General features: G+C 61.1%; 21 protein-coding genes. 16 read left to right on the top strand and 5 right to left on the bottom strand.

Annotated features, from left to right (window positions below; all coding sequences use genetic code 11):
* Nucleotides 1-79: 79 nt before the first annotated feature.
* The 3 genes from cysE to H7687_RS08570 form a co-directional block, all read right to left on the bottom strand.
* Complete coding sequence (cysE, locus tag H7687_RS08585) at nt 80-748, bottom strand: serine O-acetyltransferase (RefSeq protein ID WP_183346639.1); 669 nt, start codon at nt 746-748, stop codon at nt 80-82.
* Between the two features lie 602 nt (nt 749-1,350).
* Nucleotides 1,351-2,277, bottom strand: coding sequence for a tRNA (adenosine(37)-N6)-dimethylallyltransferase MiaA (gene miaA / locus H7687_RS08575; protein ID WP_183346915.1), 927 nt, complete (start codon nt 2,275-2,277; stop codon nt 1,351-1,353).
* Nucleotides 2,277-3,674 carry a S41 family peptidase gene (locus H7687_RS08570; protein WP_183346638.1) on the bottom strand — a complete coding sequence of 466 codons (1,398 nt, stop codon included), beginning with the start codon at nt 3,672-3,674 and terminating at the stop codon, nt 2,277-2,279. Before H7687_RS08570 ends, miaA begins: the two co-directional genes overlap by 1 nt.
* A 267-nt stretch (nt 3,675-3,941) precedes the next feature.
* Between H7687_RS08570 and H7687_RS08565 the strand changes: the two genes are divergently transcribed.
* From H7687_RS08565 to H7687_RS08545, 5 genes are all read left to right on the top strand, one after another.
* A complete protein-coding gene (locus H7687_RS08565) occupies nt 3,942-4,532 on the top strand; it encodes a DUF502 domain-containing protein (protein ID WP_183346637.1) in 591 nt (196 codons plus the stop codon).
* 9 nt (nt 4,533-4,541) lie between these two features.
* Nucleotides 4,542-5,504 (top strand): D-2-hydroxyacid dehydrogenase, encoded by a 963-nt coding sequence (locus H7687_RS08560; protein WP_183346636.1) that lies wholly within the window; start codon nt 4,542-4,544, stop codon nt 5,502-5,504.
* Between the two features lie 794 nt (nt 5,505-6,298).
* Nucleotides 6,299-7,948, top strand: coding sequence for an AMP-binding protein (locus tag H7687_RS08555; RefSeq protein WP_183346635.1), 1,650 nt, complete (start codon nt 6,299-6,301; stop codon nt 7,946-7,948).
* A gap of 126 nt (nt 7,949-8,074) precedes the next feature.
* Nucleotides 8,075-9,265, top strand: a complete 1,191-nt coding sequence (locus tag H7687_RS08550; RefSeq protein WP_183346634.1) for a M24 family metallopeptidase — start codon at nt 8,075-8,077, stop codon at nt 9,263-9,265.
* Nucleotides 9,266-9,482: 217 nt separating this feature from the next.
* On the top strand, nt 9,483-10,808 hold the full coding sequence (locus tag H7687_RS08545; protein WP_183346633.1) for a citrate (Si)-synthase: 1,326 nt from the start codon (nt 9,483-9,485) through the stop codon (nt 10,806-10,808).
* A 217-nt stretch (nt 10,809-11,025) separates the two neighbouring features.
* On the opposite strand, the gene amrA is transcribed toward H7687_RS08545, so the two are convergent.
* Together amrA and H7687_RS08535 are read right to left on the bottom strand one after the other, a co-directional pair.
* Entirely contained in the window at nt 11,026-11,580 is a 555-nt protein-coding gene (gene amrA, locus H7687_RS08540; protein ID WP_183346632.1) for an AmmeMemoRadiSam system protein A, read from the bottom strand.
* 40 nt (nt 11,581-11,620) lie between these two features.
* Nucleotides 11,621-12,025, bottom strand: a complete 405-nt coding sequence (locus H7687_RS08535; RefSeq protein ID WP_183346631.1) for a hypothetical protein — start codon at nt 12,023-12,025, stop codon at nt 11,621-11,623.
* Between the two features lie 51 nt (nt 12,026-12,076).
* Here H7687_RS08535 and H7687_RS08530 point away from each other — a divergent pair, with 51 nt between their 5' ends.
* From H7687_RS08530 to H7687_RS08480, 11 genes are all read left to right on the top strand, one after another.
* Nucleotides 12,077-12,277 carry a hypothetical protein gene (locus tag H7687_RS08530; protein WP_183346630.1) on the top strand — a complete coding sequence of 67 codons (201 nt, stop codon included), beginning with the start codon at nt 12,077-12,079 and terminating at the stop codon, nt 12,275-12,277.
* Between the two features lie 147 nt (nt 12,278-12,424).
* The gene (gene ndk, locus H7687_RS08525) at nt 12,425-12,838 is read left to right on the top strand and encodes a nucleoside-diphosphate kinase (RefSeq protein WP_183346629.1); all 414 of its coding nucleotides are present in this window, start codon (nt 12,425-12,427) and stop codon (nt 12,836-12,838) included.
* A 65-nt stretch (nt 12,839-12,903) separates the two neighbouring features.
* Nucleotides 12,904-13,938, top strand: coding sequence for a dual-specificity RNA methyltransferase RlmN (gene rlmN / locus H7687_RS08520; protein WP_183346628.1), 1,035 nt, complete (start codon nt 12,904-12,906; stop codon nt 13,936-13,938).
* Nucleotides 13,939-14,043: 105 nt separating this feature from the next.
* Nucleotides 14,044-14,907: an S-methyl-5'-thioadenosine phosphorylase gene (gene mtnP / locus H7687_RS08515; protein WP_183346627.1), complete on the top strand. Its 864-nt coding sequence runs from the start codon at nt 14,044-14,046 to the stop codon at nt 14,905-14,907.
* 90 nt (nt 14,908-14,997) lie between these two features.
* On the top strand, nt 14,998-15,915 hold the full coding sequence (locus tag H7687_RS08510; RefSeq protein ID WP_183346626.1) for a PfkB family carbohydrate kinase: 918 nt from the start codon (nt 14,998-15,000) through the stop codon (nt 15,913-15,915).
* A gap of 102 nt (nt 15,916-16,017) precedes the next feature.
* On the top strand, nt 16,018-16,773 hold the full coding sequence (locus tag H7687_RS08505; protein ID WP_183346625.1) for a tetratricopeptide repeat protein: 756 nt from the start codon (nt 16,018-16,020) through the stop codon (nt 16,771-16,773).
* A gap of 1 nt (nt 16,774) precedes the next feature.
* Nucleotides 16,775-17,641 (top strand): helix-turn-helix domain-containing protein, encoded by an 867-nt coding sequence (locus H7687_RS08500; RefSeq protein WP_183346624.1) that lies wholly within the window; start codon nt 16,775-16,777, stop codon nt 17,639-17,641.
* A gap of 220 nt (nt 17,642-17,861) precedes the next feature.
* Nucleotides 17,862-18,242, top strand: a complete 381-nt coding sequence (locus H7687_RS08495; RefSeq protein WP_012530095.1) for a response regulator — start codon at nt 17,862-17,864, stop codon at nt 18,240-18,242.
* Nucleotides 18,243-18,283: 41 nt separating this feature from the next.
* Nucleotides 18,284-18,727: a universal stress protein gene (locus tag H7687_RS08490; protein WP_183346623.1), complete on the top strand. Its 444-nt coding sequence runs from the start codon at nt 18,284-18,286 to the stop codon at nt 18,725-18,727.
* 88 nt (nt 18,728-18,815) lie between these two features.
* Complete coding sequence (locus H7687_RS08485; RefSeq protein WP_183346622.1) at nt 18,816-20,006, top strand: response regulator; 1,191 nt, start codon at nt 18,816-18,818, stop codon at nt 20,004-20,006.
* A 72-nt stretch (nt 20,007-20,078) separates the two neighbouring features.
* Nucleotides 20,079-20,486, top strand: coding sequence for a response regulator (locus tag H7687_RS08480; RefSeq protein WP_183346621.1), 408 nt, complete (start codon nt 20,079-20,081; stop codon nt 20,484-20,486).
* Nucleotide 20,487: the final 1 nt, after the last annotated feature.

Genomic DNA, 20,487 nt, shown 5'->3' with positions numbered 1-20,487 from the left:
TCCGCGTCTTCACGTTAAAGCTTCTGATCGTGTTTAGGTTCTATCCCTTTTATCCCCTTTATCCCTGTTTGAATTGGTTCTACCCGAGCCTTTTCTTGAGGGCCTCGTGATCGGCGGCGAGGGCGGCGTATTTCCTCTCCAGTTCCCTGATCTGATCGAACAGGCAGGAGATCGCCTTCGCCTCCGGGTCGGGCATCTTGCCGTGCTCGAGGTCCGGACGGTCCTGCGGCTTCTCGGTCGCCATGACGATGCGCCCCGGTATGCCGACCACGGTGGAGTTGGGGGGGACTTCCTTGACCACTACGGAGTTGGAGCCGACCTTGCTGTCCTTGCCCACGGTGAACGGGCCGAGGATCTTGGCTCCGGAGCCGATCACCACGTTGTCCATCAGGGTAGGGTGGCGCTTCACCTTTTCCCAACTCACCCCGCCCAGGGTTACCCCGTGGTAGAGGGTGACGTTGTCGCCGATCTCGGCGGTCTCCCCGATGACCACCCCCATGCCGTGGTCGATGAAGAAGCCCTTGCCGATGGTGGCGCCGGGGTGAATCTCTACGCCGGTCATGAAACGGCCAATGTGGGAGGTGAACCTGCCCAGGAAGTACAGCTCGTGCGTCCAAAGCCAGTGCGCGATCCGGTGGAACCAGAGCGCGTGCAGGCCGGGATAACAGAAGATCACCTCCAGCACGCTTCTTGCCGCCGGATCCCTGTCAAACACCGCCTTAATGTCCGATTTCAGTCTTGCAAACATCGGTCTCCTCCCTGGCTCTTAGTACGTTAACGAAACAAGCACTATCTGCTTCGCCTTTTTTTCGTAACATACCACACTTATTACGTCAATAATTAACTGCCGCGCCCGAAATCCAAAGCAAAAGTCATTTAACAGGGATAAAAGGGATAAAGGGGATAACACCTAAAAGCAAAAGATTTCTGGGTAAAACAAAAAAACGGCTTGTAGGTTTGCCTGGCTTTGCGCCTTTGCGGCTTTGCGTTACAAAAGCCTTTAGCCTTTATGCCTTCATCCCTTTTATCCCCTTTATCCCTGTTTGAATGGTGTTAGCAGTTCCAGCGCCTCCGCGAGCGGGTCGCCCGCTCCCTCCACCCAGTGGATCACGGTGCCGTGGCTTTGCATCCGCTTGAACCAGTTCTCCTGCTTCTTGGCGAAATGAATTAACTGCTACGGCCGAAATCTGAACCAAAGTCATTTAACAGGGATAAAAGGGATAAAGGGGATGACACCTGAAACCAATAAAAACTTGGGGTAAAACAAGCGTGTTGTCGGTTCGGCCCGACTTTGCGCCTTTGCGTCATTGCGTTACCAAAGTCTTTATGCCGTTATCCCTTTTATCCCCTTTATCCCTGTTTGAATGGTGTTAGCAGTTCCAGCGCCTCCGCGAGCGGGTCGCCCGCTCCCTCCACCCAGTGGATTTCGATGCCGTGGCTTTGCATCCGCTTGAACCAGTTCTCCTGCTTCTTGGCGAAATCGTGGATAGCGGCGTTGAGCTTCTGGAACATGTCGTTTCTGGAAAGCTCCCCCTTGAGATAGCGCGCCACGTACCGGTACTCCAGCCCGTAGAACTCGAACCTGTCCCAGCCGGTGCCGGCTTCATGCAGCCGCTGCACTTCTTCGATCATCCCGGCCTCCAGCCGCTCCCTGAGCCTCTTGGTGATCCTTTCCCTGAGCTGCGCGCGCTCCCACCGGATGCCGATGGTGAAGGGGGTGATGTCCGGCCAGGGCTCTTCGCTCCCCCCTTGATACTCGGCGATTTCTATGGCGCGCACCAGCCGATCCCGCTCGGTGAGGTCGGTGCTGTTGTGCAGCCTGGGATTGGCCCGGACCAGGCGCTCGGCAAGCTCCGTCATGGAGAGCGGCGCGAGCTCCCGCCGCAGCGCGGGATGCTCCGGGACCTCGACCAGGCGGTAGCCGCGCAGCACGCAGTCCAGGTACATGCCGCTGCCGCCGACCAGGACCGGAAGACTGCCGCGCCCGGAGATGTCGGAGAAGGAGTCGAGGAAAAGACGCTGGAACTGGAACAGGTTGAACTCGTGGCCGGGGGGCGCCACATCGATCAGGTGGTAGGGGACCCCTTGGTATTCGTGCAGGTCTTTGCCGGTGCCGATGTCCATGCCGCGGAATACCTGGCGCGAATCGGCCGAGATGATCTCCCCCTGCAGCCGCTGGGCAAGCTGGACTCCGAGCCGGGTCTTGCCGGAGGCGGTCGCCCCGAGTATCACCAGCAGGTTCGGGGCTCCGGGCGCTTGGATGCCGCCCGTTACCATCAACGGAGCAGGCCTTTTTTCAGGACATTGACTCCCTTGATGAGCTCGAGGGCGCGGGCGAGCTGGTTGTCCTTTTGCAGCAGTTCCTGCTCGCTTGGCTCCTTGCCGGCGCCATTGACCTTGGGCAGCAGGGTCGGGTGTGCAGGCTTGGGCGGCGCGGCCGGCTTCGTTTCCGGCACGGCCGGCTTGGTCTCGGGGGCCGGCTTGCTCTCCTGCGCTCCCTGCATGTGCCCGTCCAGGTCCTGCTCGCGGATTTCCGGCTCGGTTTCCTTTTTCGCCGCCGCCGGTTTTGCAAATTCCACCTCGATGTCGGGGGTGATCCCCTTGGCCTGGATGGAACGACCGCTCGGGGTGTAGTAGCGGGCTGTGGTCAGTTTGAGCCCGTCGCCGTTATTGAGGGTCATGACGGACTGCACGCTCCCTTTGCCGAAACTCTGGGTCCCCATGACGACCGCGCGTTTGTGATCCTGCAGCGCGCCGGCCACGATCTCGGAGGCGGAGGCGGAGCCGCCGTTGATCAGCACCACCATGGGGTACTTGGGTTCCTTCTCGCCGATGGTCGCCGTCAGGGTCTGCACCGATTTCGCGTCACGCCCCTTGGTGGTGACGATGTCGCCGTTGGTAAGCCCTTCGCCTATGAACCGGTCCGCGACGCGGTAGGCCTGGTCCACCAGCCCGCCGGGGTTGTAGCGCAGGTCCAGGATCAGTCCGGAGAGGGGTGCGCCGTTGTCGGCGGCCAGGGTTTTCAGCGCCTTGTCGAAGTCCTCGCCGGTCCGCTCCTGGAATTCGGCGATGCGGACGTAGCCGTAGCCGGGCTCCAGAAGTCGGGCCTTGAGACTCTTGGTCTTGATGATGGCGCGGGTCAGGCGGAAGGTGAGCGGTTTCGCCGTCCCCTCCCTGACGATGGTGAGGGTGACCTGGGTCCCGGGGGTGCCGCGCATCCGGCTCACGCATTCGTTGATGGGGAGGTCCTTGGTCGGCTTGCCGTCGATCTGGAAGATGTGGTCGCCGGCCAGGATCCCGGCCCGAAAGGCGGGAGTGTCCTCGATGGGTGCGTTCACCATCAGCTTGCCGTTGCGCATGTCCAACTCGATACCGACGCCGCCGAAGGCGCCCGCCATGTGCACCTTCATCTCGGAGTACTCCGTGACCGGCATGTAGGTGCTGTGCGGATCGAGCGCGGCCAGCATCCCGTTGATGGCGCCGGTCATGAGCTTTTTGTCGTCGACCTTGTCGACGTAGCTCTCCTTGACGATGTCGACCACCTCTTTGAACATGGAGACGTACTCCGCTTCACTCCTGCGGGCGCGCTCATCCTTGTCCAAAAGCGGCGCGAGAAAGAAGACGGCGGAGAGGAGGGCGGCGACGGCGGTTATGGCGAACGCTTTTTTCAGCATGGAGGGAGCCTTTGACGTGGAATCTGTGGATAAATCCGTAACGTGCTACTGTATGTTTTTGCGCGTGTAGTTGTCAACTCCATTTGCCCCTAAAAGTCCCCCTTGGCAAAGGGGGAAGCGTGCATGGAAAGCAGGCTGAGTTGAAAGGGAGCGTTCCGTGAGAGGGACTGGCACCTGTCGGAGCCAGTCCCTTCTGCCGCACCCAAAACCGTTGACACTGCGGCGACTTTGTTGCATAACGCAACGAAGTCTATTACGGAGGCGCAAGTGGATAAGATCATCAAGCATTTCAAGGGGAAATTCATCACCGGCCTGTTCGTGGTGGTGCCCCTGGGCATAACCATATTCATCCTGAAGTTCCTGTTCAACTTCGCGGACGGCATCCTGGGGAGCTACCTCGACTCGCTGCTGGCCGCGCTCATCAGCGACCACTCCTACATCCCCGGCCTGGGCATGCTGACCGGCGTCATCGTCATCTACCTTTCCGGGTTGCTGGCGACCAACGTGATGGGGACCAGGATACTCAGGTGGTGGGACGAGCTATTCTCCCGCATCCCGCTGGTGAAGTCGATCTACAACTCCAGCAAACAGCTGACCCAGGTGTTCAAGGAGGGGAAAACCTCCTACCGCAGGGCCGTCTTCGTCGAGTGGCCGCGCACCGGCGTCCGTGCCGTCGGCTTCGTGACCGCCGAGGTGGAGCGCGACGGCGAGAAGCTGGTGGTGGTGTACGTCCCGACCATGCCCAACCCCACCTCCGGCTTTGCCCTTTTCTTCAGGGAGTCCGAAGTGTACGACTGCGGCATGAGCGTCGAGGACGCGGTGAAGTTCGTGGTTTCGGGCGGCGTGGTGGTCCACTAGGAGGTTGTCGTGAAGATCGTGGTGCTCGATGGCTACACCCTTGACCCCGGTGACAACCCCTGGGACGAGGTCGCCGCTTTCGGAGAACTGGTAGTTTACGACCGCACCCCCGAGGAACTGGTGCTGGAGCGCTGCCGGGGCGCGCAGATCGTGCTCACCAACAAGACCCGGCTCAGCGCCGCCACCATGAAGCAGCTTCCCGAAGTGCGGTTGATCTGCGTGCTGGCGACCGGGTACAACGTGGTCGACCTGGCGCAGTCGGCGCAACTGGGGATCCCGGTGGTCAACGTCCCGGAGTACGGCAGCGACTCCGTGGCGCAGCACACCATCGCCCTGCTGCTGGAGATGACCAACCGCGTGGCGCAATACCATGCCGCGGTGCAGCGGGGGGAGTGGAGCCGTTCCGTCGATTTCACCCTGGTGGCGCAGCCGCTCACCGAGCTCAAGGGGCGCTCGCTGGGCATCGTCGGGCTGGGACGGATCGGCGCCCGGGTGGCTGCCATTGCCGCCGCACTGGGGATGGAGATTCTCGCCTGCAACCCGAGGAGCAGGGTGGCTCCGGAAGGAATTACGGTCCAGTGGTTGGAGCTGGACGATCTGTTCGCCAAGGCGGACGTGGTCAGCCTGCACTGCCCGCTCACCGACCAGAACGAGGGACTGGTCAATGCGGAGCGGCTCCGCCTGATGCGGCCCCACGCGCTGCTCATCAATACCTCGCGCGGCGGGCTGGTCAACGAGCGCGACTTGGCCGATGCTCTCGACGCCGGGGTGATCGCGGGGGCCGCGGTCGATGTCGCCGCCACCGAGCCGATTCCTTGCGAGAGTCCGCTGCTGCACGCCAAGAACTGCATCATCACCCCGCATATTGCCTGGGCTACCCTGGCCGCCCGGCGCCGTCTCATGGCGACCACGGCAGGCAACATCGCCGCTTTCCTCGCAGGTGCTCCCCGGAACGTGGTGAACGGGCTGTAGCTGGTCCAACCACCGAACCAAATCCCCCCTGTCCCCCCCTTCGCAAAGGGGGGGCGCCGATTCTGGTGCAGCACTTCGTGGCAGGCATCCTCTTGTCTGCTTCGCGTGCTTTGCGTAACTGCTTTAAAAGCTGTAGCGCGGAGAACGCCGAGTATCCGCGAAGCACGGAAAGAAGACTTTGAGGTGAAACCAAAAGCCTCTCTTTCGCGACCTTTGCGCCTACTTCGCGTGCTTTGCGTAACTGCTTTAAAAGCTGTAGCGCGAAGAACGCCGGGTATCCGCGAAGCACGGGAAGAAGACTTTGGTGTGAAACCAAAAGCCTCTCTTTCGCGACCTTTGCGCTACTTCGCGTAACTTTGCGTAACTGCTTTTCCACCCAACGGAAGTGCAAGTACTTAGTATCACATCAGAATTTGCCCTTTTTCCCTCTGGTCCACATCGTTTGTGGAAAGCGCTGTGGAAAAGGCGTTGAAGACAGAGAAAACTCTTTTTAAATTGGTCGCCTCTGCAGATTGCCTACAGAATAGGCACCGTCACCGTAACAAGGTTTCAGTTGCACGGTCAATGATTTCAGGTATTTAGGCTAAGCATCCGGTCTTGCGGGGAAAAGATGTGTCAAGCTTTTTCTGCTGGCTGTGCGGCGCACTCTTGTTGTCACCCATCGAACAAATGATCGGCCCCCCTTAATTCTTGACATGCCGCGGGAGCCTGTGTTAATTGGTAAAACCTTTTATTTCCAATAAGTTGTTTTTACGCGAACGACTGTTTGATGTGAAGAAACAGCAGGGGGGATCATGTCGAAAGAGATCAATTTGACGGTCGGGGCGCTTTTGGATGACATCGCCGGAAAATACCCGGACAACGAGGCGCTGGTCTACGTGGAGCGCGGTCTGCGCTATAGCTATCGCGAGTTCAACGAGAGGTGCCGCCTGGTGGCCAAGGGGCTGCTGCGCATGGGGGTGAAGAAGGGCGATCACCTCGCCATCTGGGCCTACAACGTGCCGGAGTGGGTGACGCTGCAGTTTGCCACCGCCAAAATCGGCGCGGTGCTGGTCACCGTCAACACCAGCTACAAGTCGGCCGAGCTGGAGTACCTTCTGAAGCAGTCCGACTCCAGCGTGCTGTTCCTGGTGCAGGGGTTCAAGGACACCAATTATATAGAGACCCTGTCGAGCGTGGTACCCGAGCTTGCCGGCAGCAAACCGGGAGAGCTCACCAGCGCGGCACTCCCCTGTCTGAAGCACGTGGTCTTCCTCGGCGAAGGCGCCCCGGACGGGATGATCAACTTCGAACACATCGTCGAACTCGGCGCGCAGGTTCCCGACGCCGAACTGGAGGCGGTCGAGCGCACCCTCTCCATCCACGACGTGATCAACATGCAGTACACCTCCGGCACCACCGGGTTCCCGAAAGGGGTCATGCTGACCCACCACAACGTGGTCAACAACGGCTTCAACATCGGCGAGTGCATGTGCTTCACCGAGAAGGACCGCCTCTGCATTCCGGTCCCGTTCTTCCACTGCTTCGGCTGCGTCCTGGGCGTCATGGCCTGTGTCACCCACGGCACCACCATGGTCCCGGTGGAAATCTTCGACCCGCTCAAGGTGCTGCAGGCCATCGAGCAGGAACGCTGCACCGCCGTGCACGGCGTGCCCACCATGTTCATCGCGGAACTGGAGCACCCCCGCTTCGCCGAGTTCGATCTCACGTCGCTTAGGACCGGTATCATGGCCGGCTCCAACTGCCCCATCGAGGTGATGCGGCGCGTGATCCGCGACATGCACGCCAGCGAAATCACCATCGCCTACGGCCAGACCGAGTCCTCCCCGGTGATCACCCAGACCCGCACCGACGACCCCATCGAACTCAAGGTCGCCACGGTGGGACGCGTGCTCCCCAACGTCGAGTTGAAGATCGTCGACATCGAGACCGGCGCCGAGCTCCCCCCCGGCAAGCAGGGGGAACTCTGCACCCGCGGCTACCTGGTCATGAAGGGGTACTACAAGATGCCGGAGGAGACCGCCAAGGCCATCGACGCCGACGGCTGGCTGCACACCGGTGACCTGGCGGTGATGGACGAGAACGGCTACTGCAAGATCACCGGCAGGATCAAGAACATGATCATCCGCGGCGGCGAGAACATCTACCCCCGCGAGATCGAGGAGTTCCTCTACACCCACCCGAAGATCTCCGACATCCAGGTTTACGGCGTCCCCGACCGCAAGTACGGCGAGCAGGTGATGGCAGCCGTGGTCCTGAAGCAGGGGAGCGAGATGACCGAGGAGGAGGTCAAGGAGTTCTGCCGCGGCAGGATCGCGAACTACAAGATCCCCAAGTACGTCCGCTTCGTCGACTCCTACCCGATGACCGCCAGCGGCAAGATCCAGAAGTTCAAGCTGCGCGAGATGGCGATTCGCGAACTGCAGCTGGAAGAAAATGTCTGATCGTTAGCACAGCTTCTCTAATAACCCCTTGATCTCACTGGCGTGCGGGGTTGACGCGGTACCGATTGTGAGTTATCTTTCCTTCTCCTCCTCATGAGCTTTGCTCGTGGGGAGAGGGGAGGGGATATGCGGCTTACGCCGAAGAACGAACTGGAATACCGCTACAGGAAACTGCAAGTCGAGATGGCGGCCGCGGGCATGGACGCGGTCCTCATGGTGCAGAACGCCGATCTTTTCTATTTCACCGGGACCGTGCAGACCGGTGTGCTCTACATCCCCGTTTCCGGGGCTCCGCTGTACCTGGTGCGCAGGGACTTCATGCGGGCGCGCATGGAAAGCGGCCTGGCCCACGTGGTCCCGCTCCCCTCACTGAACCAGTTGGCCGGGCTCATCGCCGAGCACGGCCATCCGCTGCCGCAACGTCTGGGGCTCGAACTGGACGTCCTGCCGGTCAACCTCTACCAGAAGTATCTGTCCCTGTTTCCCAACGTGCAGGCGCTGGACGCCTCTCCCGCCATAAGGCGGGTGCGCATGATCAAGAGCCACTACGAGATCCACATCCTCCAGGATGCCGGCACCCAGGCCGACAAGGTGTACCGGCGCGCCTGCGAGGTGATCCGCGAGGGGATGAGCGAGGTCGATCTCGCCGCCGAGCTGGAGCACATCTCCCGCCAGGAGGGGCACCAGGGGTACGTCCGCATGCGCGCCTTCAACGGCGAGCTCTCCGGGGTCCAGGTCCTTTCCGGCGCTGACGGCGCCGCTCCCGCCTGCACCAACACCGCCCTGGGGGGGATGGGGCTCACCCCGGCCTTCGGGCACGGCGCCAGCTACAACAGGATCCGGCGCGACGAGCCGGTCATCGTCGACCTCGCCAGCTGCTATGACGGTTATCTGGCCGACCAGACCAGGGTCTTCGCCATCGGGTCGGTCTCGGAGCGCATGCGGCGCGGCTACCAGGACATGCTGCGCATCGAGGAACTGATGGTGGAGCGGGCCGTGGAGGGCGCCAGTTGGGGAGGGATCTACGATGCCTGCCTGGACCTGGCCCGGCGCATGGGGTACGCAGAGCACTTCATGGGGATTCCCGGCAGTCAAATCTCTTTCATCGGCCACGGTCTGGGCATCGAAATAGACGAATATCCTTTCATAGCCAAAGGCTTCTCCGATGAGACCTTGCAGGTAGGTATGGCCTTCGCCTTCGAGCCGAAACTCGTGTTTCCCGGGGAGGGGGCGGTCGGCATCGAAAATTCTTTTTATCTCTCCGAACAAGGACTTAAGCGTCTCACCTTCTCAAGTCAGGAACTGGTACTGCTATAGCGTGAATTAAAATGTATGCAAAATACTAGAACACAATTTTTTTGTGTTGAAATTGGATCTGCGCAATGGTATACATTTGAAAAATCTTTGTATACAGTATACCTACCTCACGCAACCGGCCGAGTGTCATCATCGACCGGCACGGTGTCAGCGGGCGATTCGATTCAGGTAATTCGACGTATGTACCTCAACCCCAACAGAAAAGGAGATCTGGCACATGACGCAATTAAAAGAGAAGTTGTTTGAGAAAATCCAGGCCCACCGTCCCCGCATCACCCGTCTGACCAAAGAGTTCGGCTCTGTGGTAATCGACAAGGTCGACATCGGCCAGTGCATCGGCGGCGCCCGCGACATCAGGTCGCTCGTCACCGACATCTCCTATCTCGACCCGCAGGAAGGCATCCGTTTCCGCGGCAAGACCATTCCTGAGACCTTCGAGGCTCTGCCGAAAGCTGCCGGTTCCGAGTATCCGACCGTCGAGTCCTTCTGGTACTTCCTGCTGACCGGCGAAGTCCCGACCCTGGACCAGGTCGCCGCTGTTGAGGCCGAGTTCAAGACCCGCCAGGTTGTGCCCGAGTACGTCTACACCGCAGTACGCGCGCTCCCGAAAGAGAGCCACCCGATGGTAATGCTCTCCGTCGGCATCATGGCGATGCAGAAAGACTCCAAGTTCGCTGCTTTCTACAGCGGCGGCAAGTTCAACAAGATGGACGCCTGGGAGTACGTGTACGAGGATGCCAGCGACATCGTCGCCCGTATCCCGGTGCTCGCCGCATTCATCTACAACCTGAAGTACCGCGGTGACAAGCAGATCGGCATCGATCCCAAGCTCGACCTGGGCGCCAACTTCGCCCACATGATCGGCCAGAGCGAGCAGTACAAGGACGTGGCAAGGATGTACTTCATCCTTCACTCCGACCACGAGTCCGGCAACGTTTCGGCCCACACCACCCACCTGGTGCACTCGGCCCTCTCCGACCCGTACTACGCATACTCCGCAGGCCTCAACGGTCTGGCCGGCCCGCTGCACGGCCTTGCCAACCAGGAGGTTCTGGGCTGGATCATGGAGTTCCAGAAGAAGCTCAACGGCGCCGAGCCGACCAAAGAGAACGTCACCAAGGCTCTCTGGGATACCCTCAACGCCGGCCAGGTTGTTCCGGGCTACGGCCACGCCGTTCTCAGGAAGACCGACCCGCGCTACACCGCACAGCGCGAGTTCTGCCTCAAGACCCCGGGCCTCAAGGACGATCCGCTGTTCAAGCTGGTCGCCATGATCTTCGAGACCGCCCCGGGCGTCCTCACCGAGCACGGCAAGACCAAGAACCCCTGGCCGAACGTCGACGCACAGTCCGGCGTCATCCAGTGGTACTACGGCCTCAAGGAGTGGGACTTCTACACCGTTCTCTTCGGTGTGGGTCGCGCCCTGGGCTGCATGGCCAACATCACTTGGGACCGTGGTCTCGGCTACGCGATCGAGCGTCCGAAGTCCGTCACCACCGACATGCTCGAGAAGTGGGCTGCCGAGGGCGGCAGGAAGATGTAATTCGGCTCTGCCGGAAACTGCACAACAGAAAGGGGGCACCTCGGTGCCCCCTTTTTTTATACAAAACCGTTTAACAGGGATAAAAGCGGATACAGGGGATAAACAACCAGATCAGCCCCAAAGCTCCAGGTAGGAGCGAATCTTCTTCTCTGCGTCTTGCGGCTTTGCGTTACAAAGCGGTTTTACGCCTCTATCCCTTTCATCCCCTTCATCCCTGTTAAGGATTGTTTTCGCCGAACACGTCGGCGCTGAAGACGTAGAGGTCCGCCCCTTCCTTCCAGTCGTCCTTCTTGAGGCCCGCTTTGAGTGCGGTCTGGTTCAGAAAGGTCTCCCGGTCCCAGTGGTGCTCCACGGCCACCTGCGGCAGCAGGACGCCGCGGGAGAAGTTCTTCTCCAGGTACAGGCCGTGTTTGCCCACCTCCACCTCTTCGGGGGAGGAAATCTTGCTCAGGGGCGACAGCACGGATATCTCCAGTTCAAACTCGGCCAGGTCGGCCTCCTTCATCGGGTAGAAGCGCGGGTCCCTGGTCGCGGCGGAGGCGGCCATTTCCTGCACCAACTGGTAGAGCGGCTTGTCCGAGCTGAAGTTGCCGATGCAGCCCCTGAGCGCCCCCTGTTTCTTGATGGTGACGAAGCACCCCTGCGGTACGGAGAGCTTGGCGTCGGTTACCTGCTGCATGTTCAATTTGCCGGTCTGGACCGTGGCGGTGATCGCCTCCCGGGCCAGATCCAGAAGAAGTTTTTTGTCTGCGGAATTGAGCGTATCGTTCACGGCGTCCCCCTGGGTGGCGTTGCTCCGTGCTCGCCGGAGATTAATTGGGCCAAAATAATATATTTGCGAGCTGTTTACAAGAAAGAACCGTCCTGCGCGCCCCGATTCCCGGTCGTTTTTTCTCCTGGTACCGCCCATGACAGGCGCGCTGCGCCTGCCCGTCGAAGGGGAGACCGGGGAGGCGTGCCGGGGTGGAGCCTGCGGGAGCCGCGCCCGCGCTGGTTTCCGGCGCAAAATCGGCGCTTTGCGCGGCCGGTTCCGTTTTCGGGGCAGGGCTTCCGTGCGCGTCAACCGGCCCGATATGGCATGCTGCATGTTTGGCCAGATCATCCAAAAGTTCCGGATAATCTTTTAATATTTTTTTGCGATTTCCAGCTTTAAAAAGTATTGACTTTTCCAGGAATGCTAGTATATTCGGCCTTTGTTGTCGCACGAAAAAAACCATGCGCTTTGCGCAGTAATGGTAAATCTAAAAAGAAAAGAGGTGATATCGTCAATGAAAAAACTGATCTCCTTGGCACTTTGCCTGGCTCTGGCCCTGTCCTTTGCTGCTGGCTGCAAGAAGAAAGAAGAGGCTCCGGCTGCTCCGGCTGCTGAGCAGGCTGCTCCGGCCGCTCCGGCTCAGGCTCCGATGTCCTCCGCTAAAGCTCCGGAAGCTGCTCCTGCTGCTCCGGCCGCTCCGGCTGAGAAGAAGTAAGCTGAAACAGGGTCTCCCTGTTTCACGAAGCCCACAGATCCATCTGTGGGCTTTTTTTGTCTCTCTATCCGGCCATTTGCCTTGACAAGGGGCGGACCGGAATGCTAATTAGAAGGGTCGTCAACTACAATGAGTTCGGAGGAAACAATGGAAAGAACATTTGCCATCATAAAGCCTGATGCAGTCGAGAGGAACGTCACCGGCAAGGTGCTCGCCATGATCGAGGCAGGCGGCTTCAAGATCGTCGGCATGAAGAAGATCCTTCTCTCCAGGGCACAGGCAGAGGGCTTCTACTACGTACACAAAGAGCGTCCGTTCTTCGGCGACCTCTGCACCTTCATGTCCCGCGGTCCGGTCATCGCGCTGGTACTGGAGAAAGAAAACGCCATCGCCGACTGGCGCGGCCTGATGGGCGCGACCAACCCGGCTAACGCCGAGGCCGGCACCATCCGCAAGGAACTGGGCGTGAGCATCGAGGAGAACACCGTACACGGCTCCGACTCCCCGGAGTCCGCTTCCTACGAGATCCCCTACTTCTTCAATCAGCTGGAACTGGTTTAATTCGAAGCAGGTTCAGGCAGATCAAGAGCCCTTCGCGAGAAGGGCTTTTTTAGTATCCGGAAAGCATGGAAAAGACCGATATAAAGAATTTGACCCTCTCCGGGCTCGAGGCCTACATCTCCGGCCTGGGCAAGGAGCGTTTTCGCGCCAAGCAGATCTTCAAGTGGCTCTACCAGATGGACGCCATGGACTTCGACGAGATGACCAACGTCTCCAAGGAATTCCGGGCGGTGCTGAAGGAGCGGGCCGAGATCAGCAACCTCTCACCCGAGGCGGTCGAGGCGTCCGGGGACGGCACCAGGAAGTACCTGTTCCGGCTCGCCGACGGCGCCAGCGTCGAGAGCGTGCTCATCCCGGACGAGGGGAGGAACACGCTCTGCATCTCGAGCCAGGTGGGCTGCGCCATGAAGTGCGCCTTCTGTCTCACCGGCACCTTCGGCCTGGCCCGCAACCTGACCACCGCCGAGATCGTGAACCAGGTCTGCGCGGTGAAACGCGAGCACCCGGTGAACAACATCGTCTTCATGGGGATGGGGGAGCCTTTGGCCAACCTCTCCGCCGTGATCCCGGCGGTGAACATCCTCACCGACCCGGACGGCTTCCAGTTCTCCACCCGGAAGGTGACCGTCTCCACCTCGGGGCTCGTTCCCGAGATGGCGGAGCTGGGGCGCGGCTGCACCGTGAACCTCGCGGTCTCCCTGAACGCCACCACCGACGAGGTCAGGGACCAGATCATGCCGGTGAACCGCGCCTACCCCCTGAAGGAGCTTCTCGCCGCCTGCAAGGCGTTCCCGCTTCCTTCGCGGCGCTGGATCACCATCGAGTACGTCATGATCCGGGATCTGAACGACACCCTGGACGACGCCAAGCGCCTGGTGCGCCTGATCAGCAACATCCCGTCCAAGGTGAACCTGATCCCGTTCAACGAGCACGACGGCTGCGGCTTCAAGAGCCCGACCCAGGAGACCATCGACCGCTTCCACAAGTACCTCCTGGACAAGCACGTCACCGTGATCACCCGCTCCAGCCGCGGCGGCGACATCTCCGCCGCCTGCGGGCAGTTGAAGGGGAAGCTGGACCAGATGGGGCAGCAGGATTAGCCGCCGCTACCCCTCACCCTGACCCTCTCCCGGAGGGAGAGGGGATGTGGACGTGCCTGACACAAGATATCGCTACTATATATTTCAATGACGCTGGAGGGAGCTATGGCTAACGAGGTAATCGGTGTAATCGGCGGCAGCGGCCTGTACGAGATGGAGGGGATGACCGGGGTGACCCAGGTGACCGTGGATACCCCCTTTGGCCGCCCCAGCGACGAGTACGTGACCGGAACGCTGGACGGCGTGCAGATGGTCTTTTTGCCGCGCCACGGCAAGGGGCACCGCTTCACCCCCAGCGAGGTGAACTACCGCGCCAACATCTACGGCATGAAGAAACTCGGCGTCACCCGGATCATCTCCGTTTCCGCGGTGGGGAGCCTGAAGGAAGAGATCGTCCCCGGGCACATCGTGGTGCCGGACCAGTTCATCGACCGCACCCGCGGCTTCAGGAAGGACACCTTCTTCGGCAACGGCATCGTCGGCCACGTCCAGTTCGCCGACCCGGTCTGCGGCGAGCTCTCCGACATCCTCTACCGCGCGGCGGGCGAGGTGGGCGCCACGGTGCACAAGGGGGGCTGCTACGTCTGCATGGAAGGGCCTGCCTTCTCCACCCGGGCCGAGAGCCACATGTACCGCTCCTTCGGCGCCTCCATCATCGGCATGACCAACCTCACCGAGGCAAAACTCGCCCGCGAGGCCGAGATCTGCTACGGCGTCATCGCCCTCTCCACCGACTACGACTGCTGGCACGAATCCCACGACGACGTCTCGGTGGAGGCGATCATCGAGATCATCAAGAACAACGTCGCCACCGCCAAGAAGATCATCCGCCAGGCCGTGGCCCAGGTGGCCGCCGGACGCGGTTGCGCCTGCGGCGAGGCCCTCAAGTACGCGGTGATCAGCGACACCTCGGTGATCCCGGTCGAGACCCGCGAGAACCTGGAGCTGATCCTCGGCAAATACCTGTAACGCCCGTTGCGGCGCCCCGGTCCGTACCGGCGGCGCCGCTTTCATCTGCCAGCAGAACCAACCCTGATCCCGCAGCACACTGGAGGCTTTATGAGCATACTCGTCGTCGGATCCGTAGCGCTTGATTCCGTGCAGACCCCGTTCGGGGAGAGAGACCGCGTCCTTGGCGGCTCGGCCACCTACTTCTCCACCTCGGCCAGCTTTTTCACCGACGTCAACCTGGTCGCCGTGGTCGGCGAAGACTTCCCCGAAGAGCATACCCGTTTCCTCACCTCGAGAAACATCGACCTGACCGGCCTTTCCCGCGTGCCGGGCCAGACCTTCCACTGGAAGGGGCGCTACGGTTACGACCTCAACGAGGCGCAGACCCTGGAAACCCACCTGAACGTGTTCGAGAGCTTCAAGCCGGTGATCCCGCAGGCGTGGGCCGACGCCCAGTACCTGATCCTGGCCAACATCGACCCCGAACTGCAGATGGAGGTACTGAACCAGGTGAAGCAGCCGCGCGTGGTGGCCTGCGACACCATGAACTTCTGGATCTCCTCCAAGATCGAGGCGCTCAAGAAGGTGATCAGCCGGGTCGACTTCCTGATCATCAACGAGGGGGAGGCCCGCCAGCTCTCCGGCGAGGTGAACCTGGTCAAGGCCGCCCGCGCCATCATCGCCCTCGGGGTCAAGAACCTGATCGTCAAGCGCGGCGAGTACGGCGTGCTCATGTTCAACGGCCACTCCGTGTTCGCGGCGCCCGCCTATCCGCTCGAGGAGGTCTTCGACCCCACCGGCGCCGGGGACACCTTTGCCGGCGGTTTCATGGGGTATCTCGCCAACACCGGCAACCTCTCCGATGAGGGGATCCGCCAGGCGATCATCTTCGGCTCGGTGATGGCGTCCTTCAACGTCGAGGCGTTCAGCCTGGACCGTCTGAAGACCCTGACCTACCCGGAGATCGAGGCGCGCTACCGCAGCTTCAAGAACATGACCCATTTCCAGGGGGTAGGGGAGCTGTAGAGACGCGCTGGGGCGGCCTCAGGTAAAGCGCTCCTCATTGACAATGATCATCACATCTGTTAATTTTTGCAGGTGCATTTTCGCCAGTATTCCGTGAGGTTTATGATCCGTCCCAGAACCTTCATGCCGGTTGTCCTCCTCCTCCTGCTTGCCTCGGGATGCGCCCTGAGCAAGGCCGAGAAGAACCAGTCCATCTATCACTACCAGATGGGGCAGTCTTTCTTTGCCGAGAGCAACTTCACCGGCGCCCTCCAGGAACTGACCGAGGCCGAGAAGCTCACGCCCAAGGATCCGGAATTGCTCAACCTTCTGGGTCTCACCTATTTCCGCAAGGGCCGCTACGAGCTTGCGGAAGCCAAGTACCTGAAAGCGATCGACCTGCGCAGGAACTACTCCGAGGCGCGCAACAACCTGGGCGTCAATTACCTGGAGATGAAGCGCTGGGACGACGCCATCGCCCAGTTCAAGATCGTCCAGGAGGACCTCTTCTTCCCGGGGCAGGACAACGCCGCCGGCAACCTCGGGCTCGCCTACCTGGGCAAGGGTGACTACCAGCAGGCTCTGGCCGTGCTGCGCGGCCTGGTGGCCAAAAACGGCAACGACCCGCGCGCCAGGGTGAACCTGGGCCGGGTCTACTTCGCCATGGACCGGACCGAACTGGCCGTGGACGAGTACCAGAAGGCCTTGCGGCTGACCCCTTCCTACGCGAGCGCCCATTATCACCTGGGGCTGGCGCTGATGAAACTGAAGGACGCCGAAGCCGCCAAAAGCGCCTTCCAGGAAGTAGTACGGATCGCCCCCGATTCCGAGATGGGGCAGCTCTCCAGGGAGTACCTGGACCTGCTCAAGGTGAGGTAACGTGGCTGAGCCAGAGGTCGACAGCACGGAAGTACCGGTTGGGGAATACCTGCGCGGTGTACGTGAGGCGAAGGGGCTTGAGCTCGAGGAAGCGTCGCGCGTCACCAAGATCGGCAAGAACTACCTCGCCGCCATCGAGCAGGGGGAGTTTCACAAGCTTCCCAACGCTGCCTACATCAAGGGGTTCCTGAGGCTCTACGCCGGCTTTCTCTCCCTTTCCGGGGACGAGGTGGTGGCGCGTTACGAGAAGGGGCTGGCCCCGCCGCCCGGAGCGCAACCCGAAGCGGCCGCCCCGCGTGCGACCCACGCGCCGCGTTCGCAGGGGATGGCGACGCAGACCGGGATCGACACCCTGGAGCGGGCCAAGATCCGCACCCCCGGCCGCTGGATCGTGCCGGCGCTGCTTCTGGGCGCGGTGGTGGTTGCCGCCCTGTTCTTTACCGAAGGCGAGCAGCCCAGGGTGCAGGCGCCCCCGACCCCGCCGGCCCCGGCCGCTCCCCCGGCTCCGGCTGCGGTCGCGCAACCGGTGCAGAAGCCGGTGAGCAGTGCGCAGAACGCCGCGGCCGCCGCGCCGGCCGGAACCGAGGCCCCAGCGGCGGCACCTGCCGGCAAGCAAAGCGGCATCGTGCTGAAACTGCGCTTCAACCGCGACAGCTGGCTCAGCATCACCATCGACGACAGCATCACCCAGCGCTACGACCTGAAAGCGGGCGACATCATCGAGTGGAAGGGGCAGCGCTCCTTCGCGCTCGATCTAGGCGACGGCGCCGCCGTCGAAGGCGAATTCAACGGCCGGCCGCTGAAGGCGCTGGGCGAGGCGGGCAAACCGGCCCACGTGGAGCTCAAGGGCGACCAGCCGGCGCCGTGAATGACGGCAGGCAGCGCTGCCACTTAATGGGAAGGATGAGAGCGGGGACGCCCCACCTCTGAAGGGAACACTTTCCCCGCCAAAGTCGTAACGCCGCAGCTTTACAGGCGGTTGACCCGGTGTCAGATAATCGCGCGCTGAGCGCGCAACCACGCTTGACACATCTAGTCGCAGTGTTAGAATCAATCCTGCGGTTTTTAATAAGAATCTGGAGCCGATCTTGCCAAAGCAGCCGAAGCGAATACTGGTAGTAGACGACGAGGAGAATGCGCGCATCGGCCTCTCCCGGTTGCTGGCCAAGGAAGGGTTCCTGGTAGACAGTGTGGCAAACGGATTCGAGGCGCTCAACTACCTGCGCGAGCAGGAGGTGAACCTGATCGTCACCGACATCAACATGCCGGAGATGAACGGCATCACCTTCCTCAAGGAGTTGAACCGCAGCTACCCGTCCAGCAACGTGATCATGATCACCGCGTACGGCGGCGTCGAATCCTACATCGAGGCGATGAACCTGGGTGCTTTCGAGTACATCAACAAGCCGGTGAAGATCGACGAGCTGAAGTCGATCCTGAAAAAAATCTTCAAGGAAACGAGCCACTGAGCCACTGAGCCACTGACCCAATGGCAGAACGGGGGGAGCAGATGCCAAGCTTCGACAAGATTCTCTTCGCCACCGATTTCTCCGAGAACTCAGACCACGCCTTCGAGTACGCGGTCACCCTGGCCAGGCAGTTCAACAGCCGGCTGACCATCATCCACGTCATCAACGAGCCGGTGGACCTGCGCGGTTTCTACGTGCCGCACGTCTCCTTCGAGAACCTGGAAAAGGAGATCGAGGAAGGGGCGCAGAAGATGATGGCCACCTTCGTGGCCAACAACGTCACCGATTTCAAAAACTACGAGACCGCCATCGTGACCGGCGTGCCCTGGGAGGAGATCCTGAAGCGGGCCGAGGCCGATCGCTCCTCCTGCATCGTGCTGGGCACCCAGGGGAGAAGCGGCATCGACCACCTGCTGTTCGGCTCCACCGCCGAGCGCGTGGTACGAAAGGCCCACTGCCCGGTAGTGACCGTCAGGCTCCCCTGACGGCAGCGGCATACAACCATGCGGGGCAGCGTTCGCTGCCCCTTTTTTTTGACGACTGTGATCCTGATGGGAAGGAGCAGGCCCCGATATGACCACCACAGAGAAAGAGCCGCGCGGCCGCGTGCTGATCGTCGATGACGAAAAGGTCATCCTCGATCTCACCGGCATCATCCTCAGAAACCGCGGCTATGAAGTCTTTACCGCCCTGAGCGCGCAGGAGGGGCTGGCTACCATAGAGGCGGAGCGTCCCGAGCTGGTCCTTTTGGACTACATGATGCCCAACATGGACGGCCTCACCGCGCTCAAGGAGATCAAGAGGCTCTATCCCGACACCTACGTGATCATGTTCACCGGCAAGGGGAGCGAGGAGATAGCCGTCGAGCTGATGAAGGCCGGCGCCTCCGACTACATCCTGAAGCCGTTCAACAACCAGGACCTCGTGGAGAGGATCGAGAGCGTCCTGAAGCTGCGCGGCATCGAACTGCAGAACAAGGCCCTGTTGAGCGAGCGCGAGCGGCTCCTGGCCGAGATCGCGGACTGGAACCGCGAGCTCGAGGCCCGGGTGCAGGAGAAGAGCGAGGCCCTGTCCCGCGCCCAGGCCGAGGTGGTCCAGTCGGAGAAGCTGGCTTCCCTTGGTTACCTCTCGGCCGGCATGGCGCACGAGATCCGCAACCCGCTCAACTCGATCGCGCTCTTCGTGCAGCTCATCAAGGGGGGGCTGGACGAGCCGGAGCGCCAGGAGTACGTGGAGAAGATCCTCAAGGAAGTGGACCGGATCGACAACATCCTGGGCAAACTGCTGGACGCCTCCAAGCGCCCCAGGTTCGAGATCAGCGAGGTGCGCATGGACCGCATCCTGGAGCACACCCTGGAGGCGTTCACGCCGCAGCTGCGCCAGAAGCGGATCAAGGTGGTGCGCGACTACCGGAACATCCCCCCCGCCATCAAGGCCGACCCCATGGAGATCGAGCAGATCTTCACCAACCTGTTCCTGAACTCGATCCACGTCATGCCCGAGGACGGGACCCTGACCGTGGAGCTGGACCAAGACCAGGACTACATCAAGCTCAGGGTGTCCGACACCGGCCCCGGCATCCCGCCCGAAAACCTTCCCAACATCTTCGACCCCTTCTTCACCACCAACAGCCGGGGAACGGGACTGGGGCTCTCGGTGGTGCTGCGCATCGTCAAGACCTACCGGGGCAAGATCGAGGTCGAGAAAAGCGACCCCAGCGGCACCACCTTCGCCGTGCGTCTGCCGCTCAACGCACCGAGGTAAGCGGCGGTTTCCACTTCCCTTTTCGGCCGCATTTTTGTATGATGGCCCATTCCATCATGCCTTGAGGTCGAAATGACAGCAGAGAACAGGGGCAAAATACTCCTGGTAGACGACGACAAGTTCTTCCTGAAGGTGATGTCCGATGTCTTCACCGGCGCGGGCTTCTCCGTAGTGACCGCAGAGGACGGCGTCCTCGGGGTCGAGGCCTACGCCGCCGATACTTTCGATGCCGTCATACTCGACCTGGTCATGCCCAGGATGGGAGGGGTGAGCGCTTCCCTGGAGATCGGGCGTCTGGCCAAGGAGGCGGACCCCATCATCATCATGCTGACCTCCATGTTCCAGGGCGCCCCGCACGAGCACCCCATCCCCGAGATGGGCGCCAAGGTGCACATACCCAAATCCACCCCTCCGTTGGACATCGTCATCATCGTCGAACAGCTCCTGGAAAGAAAACGGCGCGACACCGGCGCCGCCTGAC

It is taken from the genome of Geomonas paludis, from assembly GCF_014193585.1.
In the GTDB taxonomy this organism is placed as follows: domain Bacteria; phylum Desulfobacterota; class Desulfuromonadia; order Geobacterales; family Geobacteraceae; genus Geomonas; species Geomonas paludis.
Note: the sequence above shows the minus strand (reverse complement) of the source record. Positions and strands in the feature narration are given on the sequence as shown.

What these genes read in the sequence shown, in the direction of transcription:
- H7687_RS08555 (WP_183346635.1), top strand. Translation starts at nt 6,299, where the DNA reads ATGTCGAAAGAGATCAATTTGACGGTCGGGGCGCTTTTGGATGACATC.
- H7687_RS08490 (WP_183346623.1), top strand. Translation starts at nt 18,284, where the DNA reads ATGCCAAGCTTCGACAAGATTCTCTTCGCCACCGATTTCTCCGAGAAC.
- H7687_RS08530 (WP_183346630.1), top strand. Translation starts at nt 12,077, where the DNA reads ATGAAAAAACTGATCTCCTTGGCACTTTGCCTGGCTCTGGCCCTGTCC.
- rlmN (WP_183346628.1), top strand. Translation starts at nt 12,904, where the DNA reads ATGGAAAAGACCGATATAAAGAATTTGACCCTCTCCGGGCTCGAGGCC.
- H7687_RS08510 (WP_183346626.1), top strand. Translation starts at nt 14,998, where the DNA reads ATGAGCATACTCGTCGTCGGATCCGTAGCGCTTGATTCCGTGCAGACC.
- H7687_RS08545 (WP_183346633.1), top strand. Translation starts at nt 9,483, where the DNA reads ATGACGCAATTAAAAGAGAAGTTGTTTGAGAAAATCCAGGCCCACCGT.
- mtnP (WP_183346627.1), top strand. Translation starts at nt 14,044, where the DNA reads ATGGCTAACGAGGTAATCGGTGTAATCGGCGGCAGCGGCCTGTACGAG.
- H7687_RS08505 (WP_183346625.1), top strand. Translation starts at nt 16,018, where the DNA reads ATGATCCGTCCCAGAACCTTCATGCCGGTTGTCCTCCTCCTCCTGCTT.
- H7687_RS08550 (WP_183346634.1), top strand. Translation starts at nt 8,075, where the DNA reads ATGCGGCTTACGCCGAAGAACGAACTGGAATACCGCTACAGGAAACTG.
- ndk (WP_183346629.1), top strand. Translation starts at nt 12,425, where the DNA reads ATGGAAAGAACATTTGCCATCATAAAGCCTGATGCAGTCGAGAGGAAC.
- H7687_RS08485 (WP_183346622.1), top strand. Translation starts at nt 18,816, where the DNA reads ATGACCACCACAGAGAAAGAGCCGCGCGGCCGCGTGCTGATCGTCGAT.
- H7687_RS08535 (WP_183346631.1), bottom strand. Translation starts at nt 12,025, where the DNA reads ATGGTTTTTTTCGTGCGACAACAAAGGCCGAATATACTAGCATTCCTG.
- H7687_RS08480 (WP_183346621.1), top strand. Translation starts at nt 20,079, where the DNA reads ATGACAGCAGAGAACAGGGGCAAAATACTCCTGGTAGACGACGACAAG.
- miaA (WP_183346915.1), bottom strand. Translation starts at nt 2,277, where the DNA reads ATGGTAACGGGCGGCATCCAAGCGCCCGGAGCCCCGAACCTGCTGGTG.
- H7687_RS08570 (WP_183346638.1), bottom strand. Translation starts at nt 3,674, where the DNA reads ATGCTGAAAAAAGCGTTCGCCATAACCGCCGTCGCCGCCCTCCTCTCC.
- cysE (WP_183346639.1), bottom strand. Translation starts at nt 748, where the DNA reads ATGTTTGCAAGACTGAAATCGGACATTAAGGCGGTGTTTGACAGGGAT.